Genomic DNA, 25716 nt, shown 5'->3' with positions numbered 1-25716 from the left:
TGAGAGAAATAGAAGACTAAGCAGAAAGATCAAGGAAAATCTCATGACTCAAAGTATTTTGATTGCTGATGATGAAGCTCATATTCGGATTTTGATGGAGCAAACGCTGGAAGATTTAGAAGATCAAGGCGTTGAGCTTTTGCTTGCTACAAATGGAGCGGAGGCGCTAGAAATTATTCAAACCCAAAAACCAAATCTTGTATTTTTAGATGTCATGATGCCGAAAATGAATGGGTTTGAAGTATGCCAAATTGCCAAACAAAATGCTAGCACCCAGGATGTTCACATTATTATGCTGACTGCTAAAGGGCAGGAATTTGATCAGCAAAAAGGCAAGGAGATGGGAGCCAACCTTTATATGACTAAGCCGTTTGATCCAGACGAAATTGTTAGAAAGGCATCAGAGATTCTGGGGTTGGATAAATAGTGACTCTGCAATTGACATCCTTGATCCGGGCTTTTAGGGCACGGTCAAGGATTCTGGGGTTGGATAAATAGTGACTCTGCAATTGGCAAAGATTTAGTCTTATGATACGTCGATAGAAATTGATGCAGAGTGAGAGGGCTATGACCAATCGAGTTGGGATTATTGGCGGTGGGCAACTTGCCTGGATGATGGCAGATGCGCTTAAAAAGCTGGGGTTAGAACTCATGGTGCAAACGCCCCAAGCTGATGACCCGGCGGTGGCGATCGCCACTCAAACTATTTTTGCCGCCATTGATGATGCCGCCGCCACTGCCCAGCTTGTTCCCCTCTGCGATGTCATTACTTTTGAGAACGAATTTATTAATCTGACAGCACTTTCGCCTTTGGCGCAACACGTTCCTTTTTACCCAAGCCTCTCATCCTTGGCTCCTCTACTCGACAAATATAATCAACGCTCTTATCTCACACGCCTCAATCTACCTGCACCGGAATTTGTGGCGCTGTCTGAAGGAACTGATTTAGGTCAACTGGGGTTTCCGGTTGTGCTCAAAGCTCGGCAGCACGGATATGATGGCAAGGGAACGTTTATTGCCAAAACGCGATCGCATTTAGAACGGTTGCTAGATGAGTTCGAGAATGGGTCAGAACAATGGCTTTTAGAAGAATTTGTTGCCTTTGATTGTGAGCTAGCGGTGATGGCAGCGCGATCGCTGACTGGAGAAATAACAATTTACCCAGTCGTAGAAACTCAGCAGGTCGATCAGGTTTGTCGGCGAGTGCTAGTGCTGCCGCAGGAGCCAGCCATTGTTGAGCAAGTGGAAGCGATCGCTCGGACTTTGCTTAACAGCCTAGATTTCGTAGGCATGATGGGCATTGAATTTTTTTTGACAGATGGTAAAGTTTGGGTTAACGAAACTGCTCCTCGTACTCATAATTCAGGACACTATAGTCTTGATGCCTGCGTTACTTCTCAGTTTGAGCAGCAGTTGAGAGCGGTTTGTAGAATGCCGTTGGGTAATCCTGCGTTGCAGTGTCCAGCAGCCGTGATGGTCAATCTATTAGGCTACGAATCAGCAGAACAAGATTATCGATCGCAGCGCCAACAGCTTGAGCAAATTCCTCATGCCCACGTGTATTGGTATGGCAAAAGCATTGCTCGGGTGGGGCGCAAAATGGGACATGTAACCGTCACTTTATCATCTGCTGATCGGGAGCAAGCAATGGCGATCGCCCAGAACATTGAATCTATTTGGTATCGGTAAAGCTTTTATTTCTAGCCCGTCTTTCTATCTTAATAAGAGCGGGTCTGACAGGAGGCTGTCAGACCCTTCAAGGATGATTCGATTCGTCAAAACTAAGTAGAGAGGGTTTATACGAATCCGTAGCGATTCTCAGCAGCCCACAATTCATCCTGTTTTTAGGCTGTCTCTTAGGAGACATTGAGCTTTGGTGGCGCGGGCACTAATGCGAAGTCAAAGAAAGGGCATACATTTAGTGCGATCGCATCTCACTTACATTTTGTTACAGGGAGTGAAATTGCTACAACTGAGCGCTACGGCTAGATTTAGGGCAGGAGGTACAGGCTCTAATCTAGAATCTGGGTTGAGTAATTGCTTCTTTGTACCTGAATTCAAGATAGCATCTGTGCCCTCAACTGTGCTCTCGATCGCCCGGAATGTTTACTAAAGTTGGCGATCGTTAACAGAAGTTTAAAGAATGAATATGAAAGGAAAGAATTCTTCCCCAGCTACTTCTTAAAGTACTTATTGAAGCAAAGCGTCCCAAGTTGCTGAACCGACCACACCGTCCGCGTCTAACCCATAATTTTGCTGCACTGCCTTAACCGCATTTTCAGTTTCTGCCCCAAATACACCGTCCACGACTCCATTAAAAAAGCCCAACCTTCGCAGGCGTTGCTGAAGCTGGCTAATGGCTGAACCGCGTGTTCCCAGCCGTAAGATCGGCAGGGAGATCGTTGTGGGTTGGGCAACTACCGGAGAAGGCGCTGGCGTAACAGGCGCTGGCGTGACAGGCGAAGGACGAGTAGGAGTCGGTGTAACTGGAGTAGCAGTATTAGCAACCGGAAGCAAACGGTTCCAAGTCGCAGTTCCGGCAACACCGTCGGCGGTTAACCCGGCAGCGCGTTGGAATGCTGATACGGCAGTTGCAGTACCCTCTTGGTAAACACCATCGACGGTGCCAGTGTAGTAGCCCAGTAGTTTAAGCATGGCTTGAAGCTCGGAAACCGATTCGCTACGATCGCCCACCGTGAGAATGGGGCGTATGCCACCACCGGGTTGTGCCGTAGGAGTAGCTGCGGGAGTATTACGAGGGCGTTCCTGCGCGAAGGCAGAACCCTGACCTAAACCAATGAAGAGCAAAGCAGCTATTTCAACGAATAGTCCAGCAAGGGGGACGACGGGAAGAAATGAAGCGCGAGGGGAATTTGAGAGACGAGTGTAACGACTGTTCATTGCCGATATCTTCATGCCGATGACTTCTCTGAGAATCAGGTTTGTAGACAAATTAAGGTTTAACCGCTGCCTAGGGATTTTTCGACCTCAACTCTAAGCTTGAAACCTTTTTTTAGTCGCCGCCCTTTACAAATCTTAAATTAGCAAACTTGCTCGCCCTTATTTTGTCTTTGCTGTTTTGAGGAACAACCGCGATCGCGCATACTAAATAGGTAGATTATCTCCTGATGAACCATGCTTGATTTTGAACAATCCTCCCTTGATGAACTTGTTCAACCCGCCGTTTTAGTCACCATCATTTGTGAAACTGTGCTGAAAGACAGTGTGGTTGGTTTGTTGAGAAATCTTAAGGTAAAAAGCTACACCGTGACTGAAGTGGAGGGAAAAGGGCGCTTTGAAGCTCTTGCTGGAGCCAATGATGACAGCAAGCTAGAGAGCGAAACTCCTTTAACGACCTATGTTGAAACTCAAGTTGAAGTACGGACGCTAGTTTCCAAAGATCTCTCCAACGTGATTTTATATACTTTGAAAGAGCAACAGAAAAACTTCACAATTATTGCATATCGTCAAACAGTCGAAGCTTTAGCCAGTGACTAAATAATCAACACGTCCAAGCTGAGTGGCTTTTGTTGTATTTACTTTTGTTGCATTTACTGGATGGGCGATCGCAATAGTCATAGGTCAAATTAGCCCAATCAATGTACCTAATCAATGTATTCAGTATCAATGTATTCAGTCTACCAAGTTGCATCCGTCATCAAGGTTTGATGGATCAAACCCCTGGTGTTGAAAAATACTTAGCTTACGAAAGTAGATAGAGTCCTGCCAAGAGTTTATGATATGCCTCACATCAGCACGATGAACTTACTTCAACCGCCCCGATCGCAAGATTGTAAAAATTAACCATAGTCCTAACAAACTCGCTGCGCCAAAGAAAATATTGCCGACTAAATGCACCTGCGGCGTTTGCTGCCCTGTTGATAAAATGGCTGCACCAATAATCAGTGAACCGACGACCGTACTAAACGATCGCCGATTGGCGGCATCATCCATTGTGCGGCGCATGGCATTAAAGTCTTGGATGTTGAGGTTAATCCGTAGAGTTTCGGAACTCAGGCGATTGAGCAAAAAGCCGATTTGTCGAGGCGACTCTAGGGATAGTTCTTTGAACTCTAGAACAGTTCTCAGGAGCGATCGCGCCGGGTCTTTGCCAATGAGTTGGCGCTGAAATAGGTCAGACATCAGCGGCGTAATTTCCTCAACAACATTGACCGATGGATCGAACTCGCGTCCGGTTCCTTCTAGGTTAACCATGGACTTAGTGAGCAGACCAATGTTGCTAGGAAGCTTGAGGTTGTTAAGGCGCGCAGCTTCTAGAATGGCTCCGAAAGCTTCGCCAACATTCAGGTTACTCAGACTGACGTTAAGATAACGACGAAGAAGGCGATCGTAGTCAGTTTGAAGGCTAAGGAGGTTAATAGGCTGGCTCATATCCATAGGTTTTGCCAGTTGCAGCGTGATTTGGGCGCAACGCTCAGGATCAGCGTCAATAATTGCCAACACCAGTTCGACCATCAAAGATTGAGTGCGCGAGTCCAGCACACCCATCATGCCACAGTCTAAAATACCGACTCTTCCATCTTCGAGGTAGAACAAATTACCAGGATGCGGATCAGCGTGGAAGAAGCCATCGGCAAGGTACTGCTGGAGGAATGCCCGGAAGAGCAGTGTGGTGAAGGCGCGGCGTTCGGCTTTAACATCGCCACCATAATTTTTGCCTTCTAGCTTGGCTTGCAGAAAAGGTTTGCCTTCTAGCCATTCTAGAACCAGAATTTTTTTGCTGGAGAGTTCGGGGTAAACCTGAGGCACAACGATCTGAGTAGGATCAAACCATTTGCCCTGACTGAGGTTGTGACGGAGTTGATCGGTGTAGGTGGCTTCGAGGGTGAAGTCGAGTTCATTTAGGAGAGAGGTACTGAATTCTTCGGCGAGGGAGACGATGTTGTAGCGTTTGCCGAATTTGGTGGTGGAGAGGAGGGCAGCGATCTGCTTAAACATGGAAATGTCGCGGTCTACGGTAATGTCGATGCCGGGGCGTTGAATTTTGACGGCGACAGGTTGACCGTTTTTGAGGGTGGCGCGGTGGATTTGAGCAATGGAGCCTGCCGCGATCGCCACTTCATTCATCTGTGCAAACGCTTCTTCTAAAGGCTGCTTCAACTCTTGCCGAATCTCGACTTCAATATCTGCCCATTTTACAGGTGGCACATTGGATTGCAGATTGCTCAATGCCTCAATGTAAGAAGCGGGCAGCAAGTCGGGGCGGGTGCTGAGCAATTGCCCTAGCTTGATATAAACAGGCCCTAAGTCAGTGAGGATTTTGCAGAGAATTTCGGGGGCAGGAATTTCTGGCTCATCGCTTTTACCCAAAGTTAGGAGTTGGCGCATGTAGTCCCAACCGTGACGAATGAGAACTTCGATGATGTCTCGCTGACGAGTAATAGGATTAAAGAAGACAGGCATAAGGAGGGGGCAGGAGACAATACACTTATTCTGCGATACTTTTTTGAATTCGTTGGAGGATACGTTTCTCCAGAAAAGTTTGATAGGCGTAAAACTTTGTGCCTACCGAATCACAAGATATTAAGACTGCAAGGTTTAAAGCTGTGAGATAGCGTTGCGTAATGGATAGGGATTTTATAGCCAGTCATCCACCACGGCTTGCGCGATCGCTTCATTGCCATTCTTTGTGGGTCGCCAGTCTGTCCGAGGGGGCTGAAATGGTTGCTCTAGAAACTGCCAATCTCCCTTAGAGAATTCATCTGGCGTGAGGATTTGGTGAGGGTGACAGTCTTGCATTCCGGCAAGCAGCACAGGCGACTCGGCAAAGTCTTCGCGGGTAATCGTGATGATGGGCGTGTCCATGCGGCAGGCTTCGGCAAAGGTGCTGTATCCCGGTTTGGAGACTACGGCGCGGCACAGCGGCATAAAGTCTACGGGACGATATTGACCGCCTGTTACCTTAACTAAGTTGGGTAAATTGGGTGCTTGGCGATCGAAGGTAATGAATTGCCAATCGGGGAAGTTTTGAGTATTTAAGTAGGGAATTTTAGCGAGTCCCAAACCGCCAAACGTTAGCAGGATAGTTTTTTCGACGGGGGTAGTAATCCCAAATTTCTCTCGCATTTCGGCAACTGAGAAGTGGGGCAATCCTCCGGTTAAGCCGACATCAGTAATATGGGGAAAAGCGCTCATAGATTCATGGAAAGGCAACCGAAACAGGCGATCGCATTCGCCAAATTTTGCGGCAATCCAATCTGCCATTTCTATGAATTCGCCGCCCCAAGGACGATAAATAAAATCCCAGCCAAAGTTACTAATCATCCAGCAAGGCACCTTGGCGGCACGGGCGATCGTGGTTGCTAGAGGCGGAATATCTGCTAATACCAAATCCACCCGATTTTGTTGCAGAAACGTCACCTCACGGGCAACGATCGCCTGCTCCTCAGCCCGAAACTGCTTCAACTTTGCCAGCGTTGCGTCCTGATCCATCGTGACGCTATCGCTTTGGATAATGCCAATATCTAACGCTGAATGCCGATGAATAAAATCCCCTTGAATATAAGAATCTAGCAGCCATCGAGGAGCAGTAGTCGCCAAAATAACTAAGATTTCAGGACAAACGCGCTGAATTTCAGCAACCAAAGCTGCCATCCGAGTAGCATGTCCAAAGCCATGATTCGTCACAGCAACATATAGCGTTGGCGTTGGTGTTGGCATTATGAAAATAAAAAATAACGGGAATCAGAAATAGTCAAAAAGTTAATGGAGTCCATCCTCCCATACCGCCATATAAACCCGGTCTTGCTCGTTTCGTTGAATCACGCCTTGAAGCGACCCAACCCGAAAACTGTATTGATTAGATTGGCGATCGCGCACTGCAGCCAGCCCTTCCTCAATCTCTTCAGTCAACTGATTCGACAACATTCCATTTAGTGTTACTCGCATCGTCAGAGTATCGACCGACTGAACAAACGAAGCCTCGGTTTGACGCAAGCGATCGCTGTCCTTGTCATAGATGTAACCCAAGCTCACCTGATCAGGAACCACGTCATACCGGGTAGAGCGCGTATTTGCCCAGTAAGCATCGTCATCCTCACTATCGGGTTTTCCCAGAAGTGCCTCTACCTCTTGCTGTGAGGTGCCTGTAGCAATTCCACGGACGCTGCGGCGGGTGCGCCCCGAAGAATCGTCGTCGTCATCGCGATCGTCATCACGGTCTGACTTGCGGGGTTTATTAGGTTTGGTGGGTTCGATCGGCTGAATCTCTTCTAGTGCCAGAGAGGGTTCAGGGGAAGGTTCAGGAGAAGGCGATGGCGAAGGAGAAAGCGAGGGTTCAGGGGAAGGTTCAGGAGGAGGCGAGGGCGAAGGGTCAACCGATTCAGTCGGCAAAGAATCAGGCAGGTCGGCAAATTGCTGAGAGCGAAACCAGACGGCTCCAATGGCAGCTGTCACAATACTAGCGATCGCCACAAGTCCCAAAAAAGCAAAACCCCAACTCCCTGATTTCTTTTTAAGAGGCGGGTTAGGGTCGGGGGCAAGCCCTACTACGGTACGAGCATTGGTGGGAACGTTTGGAGAAGCATAGGGCGGCACAAAAGACGCGGCAGGTGGCGTAGAAACATTTGGCGCAGAAACATTAGGAGAAGAGTAGCGAGGACTTACTGCCATCGTCGGCGCAGTCGGCGGACTGGCGGGCAAAAGGCTAGGTGGTTGAGTGATAGGTTCTCCTGCCATAGGCGCGTAGTCGGGCAGCATAGACAGCCATTCTTCAATCGTGCGAGGGCGATAGTGAACATCGATCGCCATCCCTTTCATGACGGCTTGATTAACTTCAGGACTGAGGTAAGGCTGCAATTCGGCGGGCGTGGGCATGGTTTGGCGATCGCGCAGAATTGACGCAACCGGAACTCGTGCCGTTAGCAGGGCATATAACGTTGCCGTCAGACCGTAAACATCGCTGGCAGGCGTTCGCTGCTGTTGGGTGATGTATTGTTCAACGGGGGCATAGCCCTCAGAAATCATGCTGGTGTGGGTTTGGGTCACACCCGGAGTAAACTCCCGCGAAATGCCAAAGTCAATCAGCACTACCTCTTGGGTGTTTTGCCGCAAAATGATGTTCTGGGGCTTAATATCCCGATGCAGCAGCCCGTTTTGGTGGACGACTTGCAGCGCCGCGCCGACTTGACGAATGTAGTGAATGGCGATCGCTTCTGGCAGTGGCTTGTCTGGGAAGACGACTTCTTCTAACGTTTCGCCTGGGATGTAGTCCATCACTAAATAAGGCACGCCTGCTTCAATAAAAAAGTCATTGACCCGCACAATATTAGGATGAACACACAGCGCTAATCTGCGCCCTTCATCCTGGAACTGTTGCTCTAACTTTGCAAACTGCGGATGGTTTTTGTTAGCAGGATTGAGGGTTTTAATGACAACCGTTTGACCCAAATAATGATGAGTCGCCTTATAGGTGATGCCAAAGCCACCTTCGCCCAGCAGTTGGTCGAGGCTATATTTGCCGCCCTGCAACACTTTACCCGTTGCGTTCATAAATCTTAGAGAGGTTGGTGAGTGTTAACACTGAGACAACTTTAGCTTATTGACAACGGGATGAGCAGTCATACTCAGCCAGAGAATGTTCTAGAATTCTATCCACCCTCATCCCCAATCCTTCTCCCAGAGCAGGAGAAGGGAGCCAGAATCAAAATCCCTCTCCTAGAAAGGGAGAAGGATTTAGGGTGAGGGTGCAAAACTGGGATGTACCATAAGCATTAAGCATTCATATAATGGCTAAGCATCTTAAAATTTGAACACTACTCTCCAACAGAGGCATTCTTTGCATTAATCAAGGGCAGTTTTGATCTGGGCGATCGCACCCGTTTGAATAGCGACAACAAGACCGCTGGCAATCTGAATCACATCAGCAACAACCTGCAAAAACTCTAGAAACTTATCAACTCTTTGTGCTGCTACCTTTAGTTTATCAGTTGCAATACCAATTCTTGAGGCAGGGCTATCCACGTCCGTAGAGAGCAAATCATCCAGTCTCCTACTTGCGATCAAGCCCAATAACTGCGCTGCTAGGAGCTTAAGCTTCTGCAACTCTCCTTCCGCATCACGCTTTTGCTGCCAAGAAATTTTCTTGTGTTTAAAAAATGCGGTCTCTACCTGATTACTACCCTCTTTATAGGCTTCTAAAACCTGTTTTCTCCATTCTTCAAGTTCACCTATAGTAATGTCCTTTGCCATCTTCATCTGCTTATTCTCCTGCTGATTGATGATTGTTTAATGACTAGTTGATGATTAATCCCTGATCAGGATGATTCAAGGAAGGACAGTGCTTAATGAGTAGGCTTTAAGTCCAAGCTTTCTAATAAGGGTGTTACTCGCTCGATATATGCGTCTACCTCTTTTCTCGCTTGTTCCAACTCAAACTGACTCATCTCCTGATTTGGAAAGTCAGTCTCTACAGCCTTCATATTCGTTTTTGTCTCATCTTGAGCAAAATACCGATTACATTTAGCGGTCTGCTCAGGAGATATCTCATCTTTGCCATCATTAAAAATACGCTTGAGGTTAGCGTGGGTAGCAGCAGTTGCTTGAATGAGATTGATATAAGTCGATGCCGTGTTTTTTCGGTCAGTGACCTTTAATAGTTCGTCTCTTAACTCAGCATTGCGTCTGTCTTGTGTGTTTTGCAGTTCTGGCGCAGATTCAGGACTTAAAGGCTGAGTGATTACATCGCTCAAAAGATTAGTTTGAAGGTAATAACGAGTAATAGAGTCAATTTCATCATCAAGCTGTCCTTGCATATAAATTTCATCAATAAAACTGGTAAAACCCATAGAGTACGATTGAATATCTGGGTCAGTACAAACGACAGCAACTTTAATGTTTCTTCTTCGGAAGTCTGTCAAAAGTAAATTGGTTAAAAAAGTCGCAATATTAACTCCGGTATTAATCGTGTCATCTGTAAACTGCAAAGTTGAGTTGCCAGTCTCTACTCTTAATTCTTTGAGAGATGCACCAATAGATTCAAATTTTGCTTGAACTTCCTCTTCTCTCCCCACGGTGAGTTCTCCAATGGCTTCAACATACCCTACTAAAAGCTGACCGACGATGCGAGCGCGATCTGAATTTGATCGATATATTTGGTCACATTGTTCTAAACCGTCTCTGATGTTTTGTCCGGTCTGAGAGGTGTCTCTGTTGAGCCAATTGTTTGAACGTACACACGAGTTATAAATATCTAGAGAAACATTCTCGTTGAGTTCGTTCAACCTCTCTGCTTCTTCACTCAGAGCCTGAGCTATTTTGAAATCACGATTTGTACAACTACTGAGGGCTAAAGAGGTGGAAATTAAGATCAAAAAAAGTTTGATGCTGGATGAAACTATCTTTCCTAAACCAGAAGACTTTTGAATATTCATAAATTTGACTCTCTAGAGCTTAAATCGTGTCTTTACCAATAGATACCTGCTCGACCTGCCCGTTGAAACTGAACAAGACACTACAATATTCCTGAAGATTGTTCTTTGCATACCGGACTTAATGCAGATTAGTCAACAAGCGTTTCCATATAGTATTCTGAATTTTTTAGCTCGCGCGTAAAGTTTTTATGCCAAGTGTTTTCATAACAGAGTGACCAGATGGAAAATGTCACGCTAAATGGGTTCTTGGCAAAGTTATGATGTTGGCGGCGAGATATTGTGCTCAACGGCTCTACACAGGCACAATGGCACAACTTGACTGACAAATGTGAGTATTCTCAGGAACTATAGTGATCTCAATAGCACGGGTGATAGGCGATCGCAATGCGGAGAGGTTCAAGACTTTATGGTCGATCGTCAAGTGCTGGCGCTGTTTTTTCTATGTCACTGATGGTTGGCAGGTCTATCCAATGTTCATTGAGGAAGGAAACCAGATTCTTAGCCAGACCTATATGACTCGTGTGAATCATATCCTCTCTTAAATTTTTATCACAGCTATGGAACCTGCACCATCACCTGTCCGGGATAAGTAAATTGAATGACACCGCCCCAAGCACACATACATTTAGATGTGCTGTTCAACGCCGGAAAATTATTAATTAATACCGTTGGTGTGCCCACAATCCAGGGAGCAGGCGTGACCGGAATACAGGGCATTGGCGTTAATACACCGAATGCGGCAGCCGTGGCAGCGGCAACCATAGGATTAGAGGGCGTAGTACACATACTAAATGGGGGAATATTGGCGATCGGGGCAAAATCCATAATCGTGGCTGCCAATGGACCGCCTGCCGTAACTGGCATACCTTTAGGAATCACCATTAAAGCGCTGGGTGCAACCCCAAACGAACAAGTCATCATTGCGCCTGCACAAACTTGTTGAGCCATGATCGACAACCTCTAATTAATCTTGACTAACGAACCCTGAACTTTCGCCATGCCGCTTGCTTCCAGGCTGGCAAGCGCTCCTTCAACCTTGACAGCAGCCGATCCAGATACCGTCGTATTGAGTCCTTCGACCTTTGCTGCTGCTGTTGCTTTTAGCGTTGCATTAGTGCCTTCAGCCGCGATCGCCGACGTACTAATATCAAGTTTATTGTTCATCACTTTTGCTAAGAAGGAAGAGGTGGCAGCTAGTTCAATATCTTTTGCTTTAATCGTGATTTTATTTGAGCTTCCTGCGGTCATATTGATATCTCCAGTCGAGATGAAATCGATCTTTCCTGGGGAGTTATCATCTAGGGTCAAAGTGTGTCCGCCCGTCGTTTTAATCTCAATCTTTTTCCCCTCATCATCCATGAAAATAGAGTGACCTCCAGCGGTTTCAGCTTTAATAAATTTAGTTGAATCATCTAGATGTAATTTATGTCCATCTACGGTGGTTAAATAAACGCCTTTTTTACTATCATCTTTATCTTCTTCCACAAACTGTAAAATGTGTCCCAAGCGAGTCTTAAGCGTTCTGAGCCGTACTCCTGCATCACCCACAGAATTTTCAGGAACCGTTGGCGGCGCATCAGTACCATTCCAGACTCCTCCTAGCACGTAAGGACGATGAATATCACCATGTTCAAATGCTACTAATACTTCGTCGTTAACTTCGGGCAGACAATCAAACCCCCGGGTTGCCCCAGCACCCACCCCAACAACCCGCGCCCAGGTGCTGGCATGAGTTGTCGTTAGCGTGGGGAACTGAACTTTAACCCGTCCTAAGCTTTCAGTATCTTTGTTGTCGGTGACAATGCCCACGAGCATCGTTTGCCCTGGCTTGAGCCGGGTAGGAGAAGACAAGGTAGACATCAGATCGCCGCTGCGTAAACCCCGGACGCTGAATTCTGTGGAATAGAAGCCTCCAGTGTAAATGTGACGGGCTTCTGTGATGTAGTAGGAGCCGTTGTATTTGCCCATGTCGCTCAAGCTGACGACTTTGCCGACTCGAATTAAGGGATTGCCCTCGGCTTTAGCATCGGCATAAATAAATTCGCCGCCCATCTCGTTCATGAGGGCTTGGGCGATCGCATCTGCCTCAGCGGTACTGCCTACAGGCTGGTCAACCACCGTAATTTTGGGAGACGCAGGCTTGCCGTTAAAACTACTGCTAGTATCTGCCCCGACCCCATGGTCATTAGATGTTTGTACTGTCGTTGCCGAACTTTTAGTCGAAACGATCGCCTCTTTTTTCACATAATCCCAGCCCCGCACTTCCACGGAACTGACCTGATCAGCACTGCTAACCCGCACCCGAAAACTATTCAAGTTGCGCAACCAGGTCAAATTTATGGTGGTACCTGCTGTCGGGCTACGAAAATTGAGCTTGCCATCTTGGACAAATAATTCAAACCCATTGCGGGCAGCCCGTTCCCGCAAAAACTCCATGTTCGTTTGATTTTCTTGAAAAACGTAGGGATAAGTGGTGCTAGTCGTCGTGACCGTTCCGCTTGTAATTCCCACTTCCCCCATCACAGTCTTCACCAAATCGCTATCAGTGACATCTTGAAAGGAACGGATCTTTCGTCCTCGGTGCAATCGATGGGATACGTCATAACCCCGAATAATAATAGGAGCTTGAGAATCGCTGGTAAAGTTTACCTCGATCGCCGTGACTTCACCCTTCAACACCGTACCGCTGTTAGCATCATCAAATTCGCTAGAAGCCGTTGTACTAGCAGCAAAGGCAATTTCTACCGGATCACCGATGGAAAACACATCAATATGTTTCCAAAAAGTATCCCCACTACGCCCCGAAAAAGCAGAGTTATTAATCACTAAAGTAAACATCCCTGGCAGATGCAGACTTTCTTCTACAGAAATTTGCAGAATATCCTCCATCACTGCATCTGAAGCAGATTGACCGTTAATCTTTAGAGTCGGTTTAGCCAGATAACTTGGCATAGGATTCTACCCAGGGGAGCACCCTCAGGTTAATAAATTGCATCAAATTGCACTACTCTCCAAAAGTCGAATACTCTCCTGCTGCTCTGGCTTTCAAGAACTGCTAGTGGTGTCAATTTGCTCTAACGATAAGTCAACAATTGCTCTTACAGGAGTTCCATCGGGAAGAAACATCGTCAATCGATAGGACAAAGTTTTAACAAAGCATTTTAAGTATTGCTGACTGCCCCAGGTAAAAATATAAACTGGAGGTCGTCCCAATGAGGCGGCAAACTCAACGCCTTGACACAATTTGTTGATGTAAGTATTCATGACATCTTTGCCACTTTCATAGGTATCAAACAAAATGTTACCAATACTAAGGCTGTAGGGTTGCGGGCTGCCAAAGCTTACCTTGGGCAATCCTCCAGCCGTGGTTGCTCCCTCAGAACTTTTGATAGTTGCACTTCGGCTAAAGCGCAACTCTGTCGGGTTAAACATAAATTCAATATTGTCTGTACTGTCTTGGCTAATCAGATGGGCTTTAACAGGTTGTTCAGTCATGTTTTCCTCAATCTATCGCTATTTTTTAGGGCTTTACCACGGCATTCTGCCCAAATTTCTGCCTTGTCTTTCTCGCTCAATTTCCATTTTTTGGCGCAGCAGACCGTAGATCTCTTGAGCTAGGGTTTCAAGGAGTGTGTCAATCTGGGCTTCCTGCTGAAAGTCATTGCTGGAAAGGGTAGTAGTAGGCGCGTTAAGGACTTCAATAGGCGCGTTAGGAGCGGGCTCTTTTTGTAGGGTTGGGGTGGCAAATTTGGCTTGAATCAGGTTAGGGGCAAGAGGCGAGTAATAGTTGGTAGAGTGGCTTTGCTGAGGCTGAGTGGGCTTTGGATTAATCAGTTCTGCAATACTCGACCAAGCGCTAGGTGAGGTGCCTGGATGGGCTGAAACGGTTGCAGCAGCGTTCGTTAGCGCTGAAGGCGGGGTGGGTTGAGTATTAGATGATGGTTGGGTTTGAATTGCTAAATTGGGGTTTTTGTGATGAGGTGGAGAAGAATTAGAGAATGAGTTTTGAAACGGCAGAGGAATAGTAGAATCAGATGATTCTACAGGTAGCTCATCGGATAGATTATGCAGGGGCGACCCCTTGTGGGTATCTCGGAGAGATCGCTGTACTAAAGGTTTGAGAACGGTTAAGTCTTGCAAAAACCTAGGGAGTTGCGGCAAATTGGCAGATAGTTGAGATGATGAAGAACTTACCGCCTCTGATTGTTCAGAATTGTCGAGTTGAGCAGGAAGCGATGAATGCTCAGAGGAACCATCTATAAAACGCTGAATATCCGAACTGAGGGGATTGGAAAGAACAAGAGGACTTTCACTCTCAACAGGTAGATGATCCTGCGCAGCGGCAATTTGGGCATCTCTGCGCCCATTCGGCGTGGAATCGTAAGAAGACGTAGTATTCCTATCATTAGCGATCGGAATAAAGGGTTCTGCCCTTGGGATTGGAATGGCGATCGTAGGTTCACTAAAAGGTTGAGCGATCGTCTCATACGAAGATTCAAGAGGCAGATCATCTAGTGCGCCGGACTGAACTGATCCAGCTATGGTATTGAGGTGTAATCGCTGTACTAAAGGCTTGAGAACGGTTAAGTCTTGCAAAAATCTAGGGAGTTGCGGCAAATCAGTGGATAGTTGGGATGATGAAAGATTTACCGCCTCTGATTGTTCAGAATTATCGAGCTGAGCAGGAAGCGATGAATGCTCAGAAGAACCATCTATAAACCGCTGAATATCAGAGCTTAGAGGATTAGGAAGAACGTGAGAACTTTCACTGTCAACAGGCAGGTGATTCTGTGAAGCGGCAATTTGGGCATCTCTGCGACCATTCGGCGTAGAGTCGTAAGAAGATGAAATATCCCATGTATTGCCGATCGCCTGAGAAGACGGTTCTGTGAATGGAATGGCGATCGCAGATTCGCTAGAGGGTTGAGCGATCGCTTCAGATGAAGATCCAAGAAGCGTTTCGCTTGATGTTTCTGCTCTAAGGCTTTCTCCAAAATAACGACTTTCTAACTCAAGTGAAATATCTGGAGAACTTTGTGAGATAGCATTCTCGTGTTCAGCAATAGTTTCACTATCTGTAGAGCGCTGAATATTAGAACCAGGATGGATAGATGAAGAGAATAAAGAATCAATAGTGTGAGGGCTGAGCGGTACTACAGGTGTCTCATTCTGTGAATAACTTGCTGAATCAAGTGGAATATCTGGAGAGCTTTGACTTTGTGAGATTGCGGGGTTGTCAGTTTCAGGTCGTTCTGGTTGTTGAATCTGTGTAGAACTTTCTAAAAAGGTGAGGCTATCAGTTTCAAGCCGTTCTGGTTGTAGCTCACTTGCTGAAGAAGATAAATTTTTTGAAGGAGGTGAGTTCTCTGTGGCTGGGTTGCTAAACAGTGCTTGCGATAAAATTTCTGCCTCGACAATGGCAGAAGGAAAGTCAATATTCTCGATCGGGCGCTGCTGAATTGTAATATCAAGCTCTGATTTCCCGGTCGTGAGGAAGAGAGATGGCTGATCGGTGGAAGGTGATGCAGCATTTCTCTCTCCAAGTTCATCTTTTAAGGAAACATTTTGACTGGTTTCGTGTTTCTCGCTGGCGATCGCATTCAAGTCAGGCTGAGAGTAGGCTGACTTGTTTACCTCTACAGCAGCATTTTCTTGAACTGCATAAGTATTAGTAAAAGCGCCGCTAGAACTGGTAGAGGCTGCTTGAATCGTTGGAGCTTTGGCAACAGGCTGATTAGAAATATCAGAAGTATTTTCTACAACTTCGTGAATGCTTTGGAAAGTTGAATTTAAATGTATTTCTGTAGGTAACGCCACATTGTTGAATGGCGTTGAGTTTTGTACAACTGGCTCTAAAGATTCAACTCTTCCCTGAATATTAGAGGAATTGGAAATTGCATCTGTCAGAGAATGAGTACGTTCTGAGCTTTTAGAATAATTGAGTTGAGAATCATGATCGACAAATGATTCTGAAGGGGAAAGGGCGATCGCTGGTTCAGTTGAAAATTGAGCGATCGAATCGGGCACAAAGTTAACGCTGTCTGCAACTCTTTCTTCTACAGAAGCAAAGTCTGCTTGAATTTCACTAGCACTAACAGAAGCAGTTTGAACATCTGGAATGCTACTAGCGAATGCAGAGTTGGCATCAAGAATATCCTCTGGAAAGTTCTGTGGCTCTGGGTTAGGCTGTTCCGATGCTGTTAAAAGTTGGGGCTGAGAACTGAATGATTCTGTTGCAAATACGTTTTGAAGACTAGAGGCAACTGCTGATTGCTCAGATGCTGATGGCTCAGACTGTTCTAGATTTATTTGAAAAGAATCGGATATTGACGGTTCAACGAATGCACCAGAATCACTGACCGAAGCTAATAATGTTTCATTCTTTAAAAAATTTTCTGATTCAATATCAGAAAATTCTCTAGTTTCAATAGGACTTTCGTTAACAGATTCCTCTAACTCTCGCTGAATAATCGACGATTCAACGAATGCACCAGAATCACTAACTGAAGCCAATAACGTTTCATTCTTTAAAGGATTTTCTGATTCAATATCAGAAAATTCTCTAGTTTCAATAGGACTTTCGTTAACAGATTCCTCTAACTCTCGCCGAATTTCTGGAACCCCTAACTTTTCTAGAGTTGGAGCATTTGGTAGTGACGACTCATTGCTAATGTCTTGAAGCGGCGTTTCTAGTTCTGTAAACTCCGACGAAACAGTGACAATCTCCCCCTCAAATCCATCACCTTGTAAGTTAGGCAATGTTTCTAAATCAGGTTCTAAGCGAATTGAGTTAGGGGACTGAGTAACAGTTTGAGCATTCTCTATGGCAGAGTAGCGTTGAACTACTGGTTCTCGAACGCTTGTAGCATTAGCAACGTTCGGTTCTATTAGATCTTGGAAGCCTGAGCGGGTAGAGAGAGGAAAATCATTTTCTCGATCGCCAATCTCATTGCTTTGCCTTTGAATTGTCGCATCTGCATTTTCCCCGTAAATCTCTCCTAACGAGACACTCTCTCCGGTTACAGCAACTTCTACGGTATCTGTGCAGGCATTTTCAACCCGACGTTGAATGCTTAGCGAACTAAGTTCAGCAACCTCGACAGAAGCCCCATCTTGCAGAGATGATTCAGGTGAAGGAATGAAATCTCCTAAAAGCATTTGCGAAGATTCTTCAGAAGACAGGTCTAAGACTTCAGCTTCTTCTCGCAGTTGGAGAACATCTGGAGCAGCAAAGCCTACCCAGTTTTCTTGCGCGTCTAAAGTAACACCGTGACTACTAACACCGTGACTACTAACACCGTGACTACTAACACCGTGACTACTAACACCGTGACTACTAACACCGTGACTACTAACACCGTGACTACTAACACCGTGATTAACGATCGAAGATGGGCTGCGATCGCGTAAAGACGTGTCCTCATCAATCAAGAACGTATCGGGGTTAGGTGCGGATGAATCGTAATGGGTTGAAGTTACATCCTGACAAATTGAGGCTGAATTGAGATGAATTGAAGACGCATCTTGATTAAGTGCAGCCGCATTGTGACTGCTTACAGACGTGTCATGATGCAGAGAATTTGGACTTAGAGGAGCATCACCATCACTTTTTTTGTGTAAGCTTGCAGGTTCTTCATCACGCTTCGGCTCGCTGACCAGCAGTGGTTCTGCTAAAGAAAGAAGTTCGGGGTTGGCACTTGTTGGGTCAGTCCAATCAGATCTCTGCTGGAGTTGCGGTAGTGAGGCAAGCGTAATAGATTCGGCAGGAACCACTAACTCCAGGAGAGACTCACTTATTTCTGTAGGCGGCGGCTCTTTCCTAATCTGAAGTGAAGGTTGAGGTTGAGGTGTCTCCTGTTGTCCAATTTCTGAAGTGAACCTTTCTGGAGTAAACCTTTCTGGAATAAACCCGATCGCCCTCTCGGTTCCATTCTCAGCCGATGCTTCTGCAAATTGCTGAATACTGGTCACATCCTCTGGTTCTCCGGCTTCTGGAGAGATAGGAAAAGGACTTTGAATAATAGACTGTTTGCCTGCGTCTGTTTCTAGCGAAAGCGAATAGGAGATTTCCTCTAAACTATTTTCTTGTTTTGCCTGGAGGGTATTTATCTCAACAGCATTTATCGTGCTGGGTTGATGCTGATTGCTGAGAACAACATTTTTTCTTTGAATTGTTGGTAAATCCTGACTCTTCGACTCTTCATTACGTGTTTCAATAACTGACCGATTTTGATTCGTCTGAGCATTGTCTTTAGGTTGAATCGCCTGTTGATTATTGGAAGCAGCTTGTATTGCTGGCTTCATCTCTGTCAGAATTTCTACTGAAGAAATAGGTAGCACAGAATCAATACTCTGTGCTGATTGCCGTTGAATTTGCGAAGATTCTGCTGGCTCGTTGTTAGAGGATGTCTGAGAAGTATCAAAGGTTCTTACACTCGCCCCCCAACCCCCCATTTTGGGGGACTTTGAAGAAGGAGTGGCTCGGAAGTCCCCCAAAATGGGGGATTTAGGGGGCGGATTGGATAGCAACTTAGACTTCTCAGACAACCTCTTAGAAGCGCTTACTTCTTCTCTTGTTAAAGGATTGTCTAAATCTGTTTCTACCGTTGTAATTTCTGGGTAGTCTACTAAGTTCTCTAATTGAGTTGTTTTCTGTGAAAATGATGGAAAAATTTCTTGACTTGATTGGTCTTCTTGCTGTGACTGAATCGTGTTTGACGCTGGGATTAGAAAATTCTCTGAGGTGATTTTCTGTGGATTTAAGTCTTGTCTATTTTCTAAATCAAATTGCGTTAGCGCGATCGCATCTAAGCCGTCAACTGGAACCGCATCTTGACTATCGACAGACAAGAAAACAGAATTCTCTTGAAGCGAGGTTTGACTATTTACAAATGGTAAATCAGTCTCTTTTGAAGCATTTATTTCTGTGTCTTTTGCACATTGCTGAACCTCTAAATTTGAGGTGAGAAACTGCTGAGTTACAGCTTGAGTAACCGTTCCTTCTCGCAAGTTTTCTGTCTGTTTCTGAACGTCTAAATTGAAGTCTGGGCGCTGCCGAATTGTAGAGTCGAGGGTTTCGATAAAAGATGGAGAGGCAGGTTCTGGAGCAAGTTCCAAAGATGACGTAGTTTGGGGCAGTGATGGAGTAGCTGCATTGTTCCGCTGGGGCTGAATCAGCGAGGGTGCTTCAGAAATAGGCTGGGGCAAATTGGTAACAGAAAGCAACTCTGGAGTAGAAGTTTTCTCAGGGATAGGCGCATCTTTTCGTCTTAGAACAGACTTGAAAAACTGGACAACGCCTTGCATAGGGTGGGAGAGTGACGTGCCGGGATGAGGCTTCGGGTGGGTAGACGGCTTTAGTTGAATAGGTTGATCATTGGGTTCTGACAGACCAGAGCGTTGCAGATTAGGCGTAGATTCTGGCTCTTGGAAATGGGTAGGTTCAGCAGCTTGAATTGAAGAAAAATCGAAATTCTCGACCTGCGGATGCACGGCAATAGGCTGCAACACTGATAGCGATCGCAACCCTAGCGGCATCAAAAATTTAGACTGCCCTAAAGTAGATGGCGATCGCAACGGCTCTTTAATTCCTAATGGTTCTAGAGCGGGTTCAGCCTGATCAGGGTCAATGCGATCGGCTTCTGACATGGTTTTCCCATCTCCTAATTACTTGAGAAATATCCAGAAGCGCCGCGCCCTGTCAACATGGTGGCACCGCCGCCGCCCGAACTTGCGACTACCTTTAAGCCTTCATAAGCAAGGGTCAATTCTTCAATGGCAACGCTAGACCCATTGGCGGTCAACGAGGGAGCCTTCCAGGCTAAAGGCACTGCTCCAATTAACGTCCAGCATTGCATGGTTTCGCCAGCTTGGTTAAAGGTCAAAATATTAACGTTGCGACGATGATTGGAGGTAGCAGTGCCGCTGTTGCGAGGAGTCAAGATCTTGCTAATCCAAGTCCAAAACAATAAATCGCTTGTGATTCCTCGCTTTAAAGTAATATCAGTGAATTCAGTTTGTCCTAAAATAATTCGCTGCTGATCGTTAACGCCGCCCTCCATAAATGTTTCTTTTTTAATTTGCATTCCCAAGCCAGAACATTCGCTAAAGCAGGCAGTAATAGTGCTTTCAATTTCGACGTAAAAGCGGTTACTCGTGACATAGTTGAATTCATGATTAGCCGTCTTAGAAGCGCTTTCCATACCCACGACTCCGTTCTTGGTGAATGCGTAAATCTTGCTGCAACAGTTCATAGACGCGATCGCCCAACTGCTGTAACTGCAACGGATTTTGCAAAATTTGCTGCGTCAGTTTAGCGATCGCTGTTGCCACTTCTGGCTGATTGGCGATCGTCCGTATTTTCCAATTTTCATCGACCATAGCCAAACCCCTAACCCTGACAAGAGCATAAGAAGTAGGGCAAAATCTGGGTAGTAGCTAAAAGTCGAGGATGAGACTAGAACAAGGTGAGAATGCCTATGGAAATGCTAGCTTCCATTATTTTAAGATCACCGTAATGATCTCGTAGAAGTGATTCGATATTTGCTGTTTTACAGTTACCACGTCGAATCCAAACTACCTTTGGAGGAAAGCCCCGCATTAAGCAGAGTTCACTGTAATCAGCATCCTTTGTGACGATCAAAAATTCTTCCTGTTGAGCATACTGCCAAATTTGGCGTTGCTGAATGAAGGTATGAAAATCCGGTTCCCCTGCCCTTTTAGGGAAGGGGCTAGGGGTTAGGTTGAGTCGCCAATGCAGCGAGATAGACCTCTCCCCAACCCCTCTCTTGAAGGAAAGGGGCTTTGAGCAAATTCATACTTTCATTCAACACCGCCCCAAATTTCAGTATCTGAAGCTTTGTCTAAACTCAGCAAGTAAATATGGCTTGAACCAGGATAAACATCTGCTAAACGACTGACTAGCGATGGAGAAGGATTGTGATCGAACAACAATCTCACGCTTCTACAACCATTGATACTTTTTCTCGATCGGCAGCGTAGCTTAGACAAGCAAGAATATCCTCTTCTGTAAGATAAGGGAAATCTTGCAAGATTTCTGAGTGAGACATTCCTGTAGCTAGATACTCCAAAACATCATAGACTGTTATCCGCATCCCTCGAATGCAAGGCTTACCGCCTCTTTTTCCTGGTTCTGTAGTAATGATATCTTTGTAATTCATTGGCTTACTTTCCAAGGATTGTCTTTATTCTAGAGCATCCCCCTATGAGCAACACAGTCCTTAGAGGTCAACGCATTTCGATCGTTGGTACTACTGGATCAGGAAAAACAACGTTGGCAAAAAAAGTTGCTGAAACCTGTGAACTACCCCATGTGGAATTAGATCAACTCCAGTGGGAACCCAACTGGACAGCCGTTCCAGTTAATATATTTCAAGAGCGAGTGAGGCTGGCATTAGAAGGCGATCGCTGGGTGGTAGATGGTAATTACAGTAAAGTTCGAGACTTGGTTTGGAGCCGAGCCGATACTGTAATTTGGCTTAATTACCCGTTCCATATCGTTTTTAGGCGATCGCTCCAACGAACCGTTAAGCGCATAATCACCCAAGAGGAATGCTGCAACGGCAACTACGAAAGCGTTAGGAAAACCTTTTTCGATCGAGATTCCATTCTTTGCTGGATGCTCACCACCTACTCAAAAAATCAACGCAAGTATCCGTCTCTATTTCAACAGCCAGACTATCAGCATCTCAATATCATGCAATTCCAGTCGCCCCACCTCACCGAGAATTGGCTATCTCAACTAGCGATCGCGCATTCTCGTTGGGTCTAACCACAGCAAAATGGTTGCTTTAAGCTCATTGAGATCGCGGTAAACTTCTTGCCGCACAAATTGTCCGATCGCATCCAACGGCGAAAATTCTGTGGTTTTCCAATTCACATCGTGTCCTAGCGGCGTGGTATGAGTACCCTTGAGAATTTGAACTGATGTCAGTTCAGGAAAGCGCGCTAGTAAAGCAGTATGGAGCGATCGCGTTTGATCAATATCATCATTGCGAAACTTGATCAGCAAATTGCGACGAACTTGGTAATGAGTCGCAATCAGTTCGTTGGTTTCTTCAGGAGACGGAGTAAACTCCACATTTAGATCAGGTGCAACAAACTGAGGAAAAAATTGAGCCGGGATTTGGGGAGAAAATTGAGATGCGAACTGAGACGCAAATTGGGATGCCCCTTGAGAGAACTGCGTCATCTGCTCTAACATGGGAATAGAACGTTTGGCAGGATAGTTATTGAACGAGATCAGCACGTTTCCGGCTCGTTCTTGAGGATACAAACTGCCAATCAGCACATGCAGCTTACAGCCCATGCTATGACCCACACCATAGATTGGCAATCGCCGCTTAATCACGTCATTTTCAAGGTAATCGAGCGCTAAGTTAGAGTTACGCATGACTCGTTGAGCGATCGCCGTATGGTCAAACGTATTGACAAACGGAGTGGCAACCACCGCAAAGCCCTGACTTGCCAAAAACTCTAGCAGTGCCCGATAAGTAACTTGAGGCGCAGCAGCAACAAACGCACCGCCTAGAAAATGAGCGATCGCTAAAGGACGAGGGGGAACTAAAACCCAATTGCCGTAAACTTCTTGCCACTCCATACCTTAACGCTGCCTCAGGAATACTTCTTTATCGTAATGAAAAAAGAGAGGATTTTCCCGCTGGTTAAGCAGATGTTGTTTCAACAGATTAAAAGAGAGTAGAAAAATGAACTGAGCAACCCTAGCAAGAATGCAAGTCCTCGCTCAATGCGTGATTGCACGTGATTGCGATCGCTCAGAGTCATCAGTGAACTAAAAAATTAGGACTGTTCAATGTTCAGCGTCTTTTAAGCACATTGGTTTTAAGCACATTGGGCACATGGGTACTTTCTAACTTCAAGGGCAATCTTTAGCTTTATTTAATTCACCAAATTTAATTGACCAAGATTTAGAGAAATTAACTCAGGTACACTTCAACAGCCTCAATCTTAACTTCACGAAGATTTTAGATAGACGAAGCATGTCCTTGTAGACTTAGATAAAAAGCCACAGTAGCATAGGTTAAATTAAAAAAGTTTTCCCTAAACTGATACGACAATATATAGAGCCTATAAATCTAAGCATTTTTCAAGCAAGTAGGACAAACCTACCAGACAAAGCAGACCCCATTAAGTTTACAAAATTAACCAGAATCAAAGAACTGTAACTGATCCCATTTACTGGATGTGCCCATGAAGAATCCCCAGTTTGCCCTCATTACTCCCAGCTACACGCCAGATTTTGAGCGCTGTAAACTTCTAGCTTGGAGTGTTCAGCAGTTTTGCCAGCCTCCCGTAACCCATTACATTATTGTTACCCGTAAAGACTTTCCCCTCTTTAAGCAACTCCAAAGTCCGCATACTGAAGTCATTACCGTCGAGTCAATTTTGCCTAAATGGCTGATCAAATTGCCTTTTATTAAAAACGGCTGGCTGAGTTTGAAAACTCCACCTGTACGGAACTGGGTTGTGCAGCAGCTGGTGAAAATCAGTGTTGGGCAGCACATCAGCCAAGATGTCATGACCTTTGTAGACTCTGATTTAGCTTTTATTCGTCCGTTTAGCTTGCAAAATTTTGTGCAAGACTCGCAGGTTAGGTTATTCCGGGTAGATATCGATCAAGATCGCCCCGTGACTCCCTGGGAAAAATCTGTTGCTAAGCTCTTGGGTTTACCTGTTAAGCCTACCCCCTACTACGTTGGCGGCATTGTCACCTGGAAACGGGATAACGTCTTGAAAATGCATCGCCATATTGAACAAGTTTCAGGGCGAGATTTTTTAGAAACACTCTGTTCTTCGTGGGAATTGTCAGAGTATATGTTGTACGGTGCTTTTGTCGAGTTTGTATTGAAGGAGAACTCTGGGCACTTTTGGAATGATCGACCCATTTGCAAAGAATACTGGAACCCTGTGGGTCTTTCGGATGAGGAGCTTGCAAGCTTTTTTCAAGAAATAGACGCTGAAAATATTGCTGTCATGATTTCAGCAAAAGCAAATATTGCTCCTCATCGCTATCAGGCGTTTGTTGAAGCAATCCCTTCTACCACCCAATACACTGGCTAGAAACCTGCTGATGTTTTAAGGAATAAGTAATCTCGCTGGCGGCTGGTTCAGGCTGGTTCGTATAGATACTCGAACCAATTGTTGTCCAAATCACGCCCATAGAAGGAAGCCGTGCCGTCTCGATGCTCGTGGATGGGGGTGAGATGAACGCCATTGGCTTTGAGGCGATCGTAAGCTGCTTCTACCTCAGCGCGATCGCTGAACATAAACCCAAAGTGTGGCCCTGCCTGGTCATAGTGTGGACTTAGCAATGCCAAACCATCCTCACCCGCTTTCAAATACGCCCAATCTGGATCTTGCCAAACCAGCTCCATACCTAAGTTTTGATAAAACTGAGCGGCTTTCACAAGATCTTTAACACAGATGGCAACATGCCCGATTCGTTTGAGTTGCATAGGATCTAAGAAATATTACAAACCTTGTCGTTTTAACCTGATTCTATTCTAAATGAGTGGGGAACTAGCAGAAGGGAGGGTAATCTCTGGCAAACTTCTTCCCTAATTTCCCACTCTTTGCCATAAACCCTATGCCGCTTTTTGATAGTTCTAACCTGCCCTACTGGATACTCCTGGGAATGGGCGTGGCACTGTTTGTGTTTGTGATCGTCTCCGGTGGCGGCGATGGTGATAGTGATGCGGACATAGATGGCGATGCCGATCTAGACAGTGATGCTGACGTGGGCGGTGATGCCGATGCAAACGGGGGCGGAGACTTCAACCTGGCTCAAACTTTGGGCTGGATAGGAATTGGAAAAGCGCCTCTCATTTTGCTGCTGGCGACCGATTTAAGCCTTTGGGGTTTGCTGGGCTGGATGATCAACGTTGCAGTGGGTGGAGGAACTGTAGGCGGAGGAACTGTAGCGCTGGTAGTGGCATTGATAAGTGCTCTAGTGCTCGGAGGACAGATTGCCAAGCCTGTGGGTAAGATTTTTACGGCATTTGGTGAAGAGACGAGTGGCGATCGCCTGATTGGTTGCTTAGGCTCGGTGAGCACGGCTCGCATTCCTTCAGCCTCTGAAGGGAAAGTGGGTCAAGTCGATGTGCTAGATTCCGCCCACAACTTGGTCACAGTTAACGCTATTTTGCCTGATTGGGCGACGGTTATTCCTGAACGCGGCATTAAGGTTTTGGTCATTGAACGAACTGCCGAAGCCTATATCGTGATCTGCCAAGACAGTTCCGACCAAGATTACTGGTTTAGTACACACAACTCTCGCTAGGTAATT

The 25716-nt window shown here is 45.8% G+C and carries 23 protein-coding genes and 1 pseudogene; 7 read left to right on the top strand and 17 right to left on the bottom strand.

Annotated elements, in window-relative coordinates:
• Positions 1 to 43: 43 nt before the first annotated feature.
• Together KME11_07480 and KME11_07475 are read left to right on the top strand one after the other, a co-directional pair.
• Complete coding sequence (locus KME11_07480; protein MBW4515049.1) at positions 44 to 427, top strand: response regulator; 384 nt, start codon at positions 44 to 46, stop codon at positions 425 to 427.
• Between the two features lie 140 nt (positions 428 to 567).
• Complete coding sequence (locus tag KME11_07475; GenBank protein ID MBW4515048.1) at positions 568 to 1689, top strand: 5-(carboxyamino)imidazole ribonucleotide synthase; 1122 nt, start codon at positions 568 to 570, stop codon at positions 1687 to 1689.
• 501 nt (positions 1690 to 2190) lie between these two features.
• Here KME11_07475 and KME11_07470 read toward each other — a convergent pair.
• Complete coding sequence (locus KME11_07470; protein MBW4515047.1) at positions 2191 to 2916, bottom strand: peptidoglycan-binding protein; 726 nt, start codon at positions 2914 to 2916, stop codon at positions 2191 to 2193.
• 219 nt (positions 2917 to 3135) lie between these two features.
• Between KME11_07470 and KME11_07465 the strand changes: the two genes are divergently transcribed.
• Positions 3136 to 3498 carry a hypothetical protein gene (locus tag KME11_07465; GenBank protein MBW4515046.1) on the top strand — a complete coding sequence of 121 codons (363 nt, stop codon included), beginning with the start codon at positions 3136 to 3138 and terminating at the stop codon, positions 3496 to 3498.
• A gap of 267 nt (positions 3499 to 3765) precedes the next feature.
• On the opposite strand, the gene KME11_07460 is transcribed toward KME11_07465, so the two are convergent.
• The 5 genes from KME11_07460 to KME11_07440 form a co-directional block, all read right to left on the bottom strand.
• The gene (locus tag KME11_07460) at positions 3766 to 5424 is read right to left on the bottom strand and encodes an AarF/ABC1/UbiB kinase family protein (GenBank protein ID MBW4515045.1); all 1659 of its coding nucleotides are present in this window, start codon (positions 5422 to 5424) and stop codon (positions 3766 to 3768) included.
• 174 nt (positions 5425 to 5598) lie between these two features.
• The gene (locus KME11_07455; protein MBW4515044.1) at positions 5599 to 6681 is read right to left on the bottom strand and encodes a glycosyl transferase; all 1083 of its coding nucleotides are present in this window, start codon (positions 6679 to 6681) and stop codon (positions 5599 to 5601) included.
• Positions 6682 to 6723: 42 nt separating this feature from the next.
• Complete coding sequence (locus KME11_07450; GenBank protein MBW4515043.1) at positions 6724 to 8511, bottom strand: serine/threonine protein kinase; 1788 nt, start codon at positions 8509 to 8511, stop codon at positions 6724 to 6726.
• 291 nt (positions 8512 to 8802) lie between these two features.
• Positions 8803 to 9216 (bottom strand): hypothetical protein, encoded by a 414-nt coding sequence (locus KME11_07445; GenBank protein MBW4515042.1) that lies wholly within the window; start codon positions 9214 to 9216, stop codon positions 8803 to 8805.
• A gap of 86 nt (positions 9217 to 9302) precedes the next feature.
• Positions 9303 to 10391, bottom strand: coding sequence for a hypothetical protein (locus KME11_07440; GenBank protein ID MBW4515041.1), 1089 nt, complete (start codon positions 10389 to 10391; stop codon positions 9303 to 9305).
• A gap of 371 nt (positions 10392 to 10762) precedes the next feature.
• Between KME11_07440 and KME11_07435 the strand changes: the two are divergent.
• Positions 10763 to 10915, top strand: a pseudogene (locus KME11_07435) (IS1 family transposase).
• Positions 10916 to 10946: 31 nt separating this feature from the next.
• On the opposite strand, the gene KME11_07430 reads toward KME11_07435, so the two are convergent.
• The 9 genes from KME11_07430 to KME11_07390 form a co-directional block, all read right to left on the bottom strand.
• Positions 10947 to 11339 carry a DUF4280 domain-containing protein gene (locus KME11_07430; protein ID MBW4515040.1) on the bottom strand — a complete coding sequence of 131 codons (393 nt, stop codon included), beginning with the start codon at positions 11337 to 11339 and terminating at the stop codon, positions 10947 to 10949.
• Between the two features lie 12 nt (positions 11340 to 11351).
• The gene (locus KME11_07425; GenBank protein MBW4515039.1) at positions 11352 to 13343 is read right to left on the bottom strand and encodes a VgrG-related protein; all 1992 of its coding nucleotides are present in this window, start codon (positions 13341 to 13343) and stop codon (positions 11352 to 11354) included.
• A 93-nt stretch (positions 13344 to 13436) separates the two neighbouring features.
• A complete protein-coding gene (locus KME11_07420; GenBank protein MBW4515038.1) occupies positions 13437 to 13886 on the bottom strand; it encodes a hypothetical protein in 450 nt (149 codons plus the stop codon).
• Positions 13887 to 13919: 33 nt separating this feature from the next.
• Positions 13920 to 20039, bottom strand: a complete 6120-nt coding sequence (locus tag KME11_07415) for a hypothetical protein (GenBank protein ID MBW4515037.1) — start codon at positions 20037 to 20039, stop codon at positions 13920 to 13922.
• A 14-nt stretch (positions 20040 to 20053) separates the two neighbouring features.
• Positions 20054 to 20593, bottom strand: a complete 540-nt coding sequence (locus KME11_07410) for a phage tail protein (protein MBW4515036.1) — start codon at positions 20591 to 20593, stop codon at positions 20054 to 20056.
• Positions 20577 to 20771: a hypothetical protein gene (locus KME11_07405; protein ID MBW4515035.1), complete on the bottom strand. Its 195-nt coding sequence runs from the start codon at positions 20769 to 20771 to the stop codon at positions 20577 to 20579. The genes KME11_07410 and KME11_07405 overlap by 17 nt, the downstream gene beginning before the upstream one ends.
• 76 nt (positions 20772 to 20847) lie before the next feature.
• Positions 20848 to 21204: a DUF5615 family PIN-like protein gene (locus tag KME11_07400; protein MBW4515034.1), complete on the bottom strand. Its 357-nt coding sequence runs from the start codon at positions 21202 to 21204 to the stop codon at positions 20848 to 20850.
• Positions 21205 to 21212: 8 nt separating this feature from the next.
• On the bottom strand, positions 21213 to 21350 hold the full coding sequence (locus tag KME11_07395) for a DUF5615 family PIN-like protein (protein MBW4515033.1): 138 nt from the start codon (positions 21348 to 21350) through the stop codon (positions 21213 to 21215).
• A complete protein-coding gene (locus KME11_07390; GenBank protein ID MBW4515032.1) occupies positions 21347 to 21571 on the bottom strand; it encodes a DUF433 domain-containing protein in 225 nt (74 codons plus the stop codon). The genes KME11_07395 and KME11_07390 overlap by 4 nt, the downstream gene beginning before the upstream one ends.
• Positions 21572 to 21615: 44 nt before the next feature.
• Here KME11_07390 and KME11_07385 point away from each other — a divergent pair, with 44 nt between their 5' ends.
• Entirely contained in the window at positions 21616 to 22182 is a 567-nt protein-coding gene (locus KME11_07385) for an adenylate kinase (protein MBW4515031.1), read from the top strand.
• On the opposite strand, the gene KME11_07380 is transcribed toward KME11_07385, so the two are convergent.
• Positions 22153 to 23010: a DUF1350 family protein gene (locus tag KME11_07380; GenBank protein ID MBW4515030.1), complete on the bottom strand. Its 858-nt coding sequence runs from the start codon at positions 23008 to 23010 to the stop codon at positions 22153 to 22155. The two genes, KME11_07385 and KME11_07380, sit on opposite strands and share 30 nt — an antisense overlap.
• 611 nt (positions 23011 to 23621) lie before the next feature.
• Here KME11_07380 and KME11_07375 point away from each other — a divergent pair.
• Positions 23622 to 24491 (top strand): hypothetical protein, encoded by an 870-nt coding sequence (locus KME11_07375; GenBank protein ID MBW4515029.1) that lies wholly within the window; start codon positions 23622 to 23624, stop codon positions 24489 to 24491.
• Between the two features lie 47 nt (positions 24492 to 24538).
• Here the strand turns inward: KME11_07375 and KME11_07370 are convergent, their stop codons facing one another.
• Positions 24539 to 24886 carry a VOC family protein gene (locus KME11_07370; GenBank protein ID MBW4515028.1) on the bottom strand — a complete coding sequence of 116 codons (348 nt, stop codon included), beginning with the start codon at positions 24884 to 24886 and terminating at the stop codon, positions 24539 to 24541.
• A 131-nt stretch (positions 24887 to 25017) separates the two neighbouring features.
• Here KME11_07370 and KME11_07365 point away from each other — a divergent pair, with 131 nt between their 5' ends.
• A complete protein-coding gene (locus tag KME11_07365) occupies positions 25018 to 25710 on the top strand; it encodes a YqiJ family protein (protein MBW4515027.1) in 693 nt (230 codons plus the stop codon).
• Positions 25711 to 25716: the final 6 nt, after the last annotated feature.

The sequence above is a fragment of the Timaviella obliquedivisa GSE-PSE-MK23-08B genome, from assembly GCA_019358855.1.
Classification (GTDB): domain Bacteria; phylum Cyanobacteriota; class Cyanobacteriia; order Elainellales; family Elainellaceae; genus Timaviella; species Timaviella obliquedivisa.
This window is presented reverse-complemented; position numbering and strand designations above follow the sequence as displayed.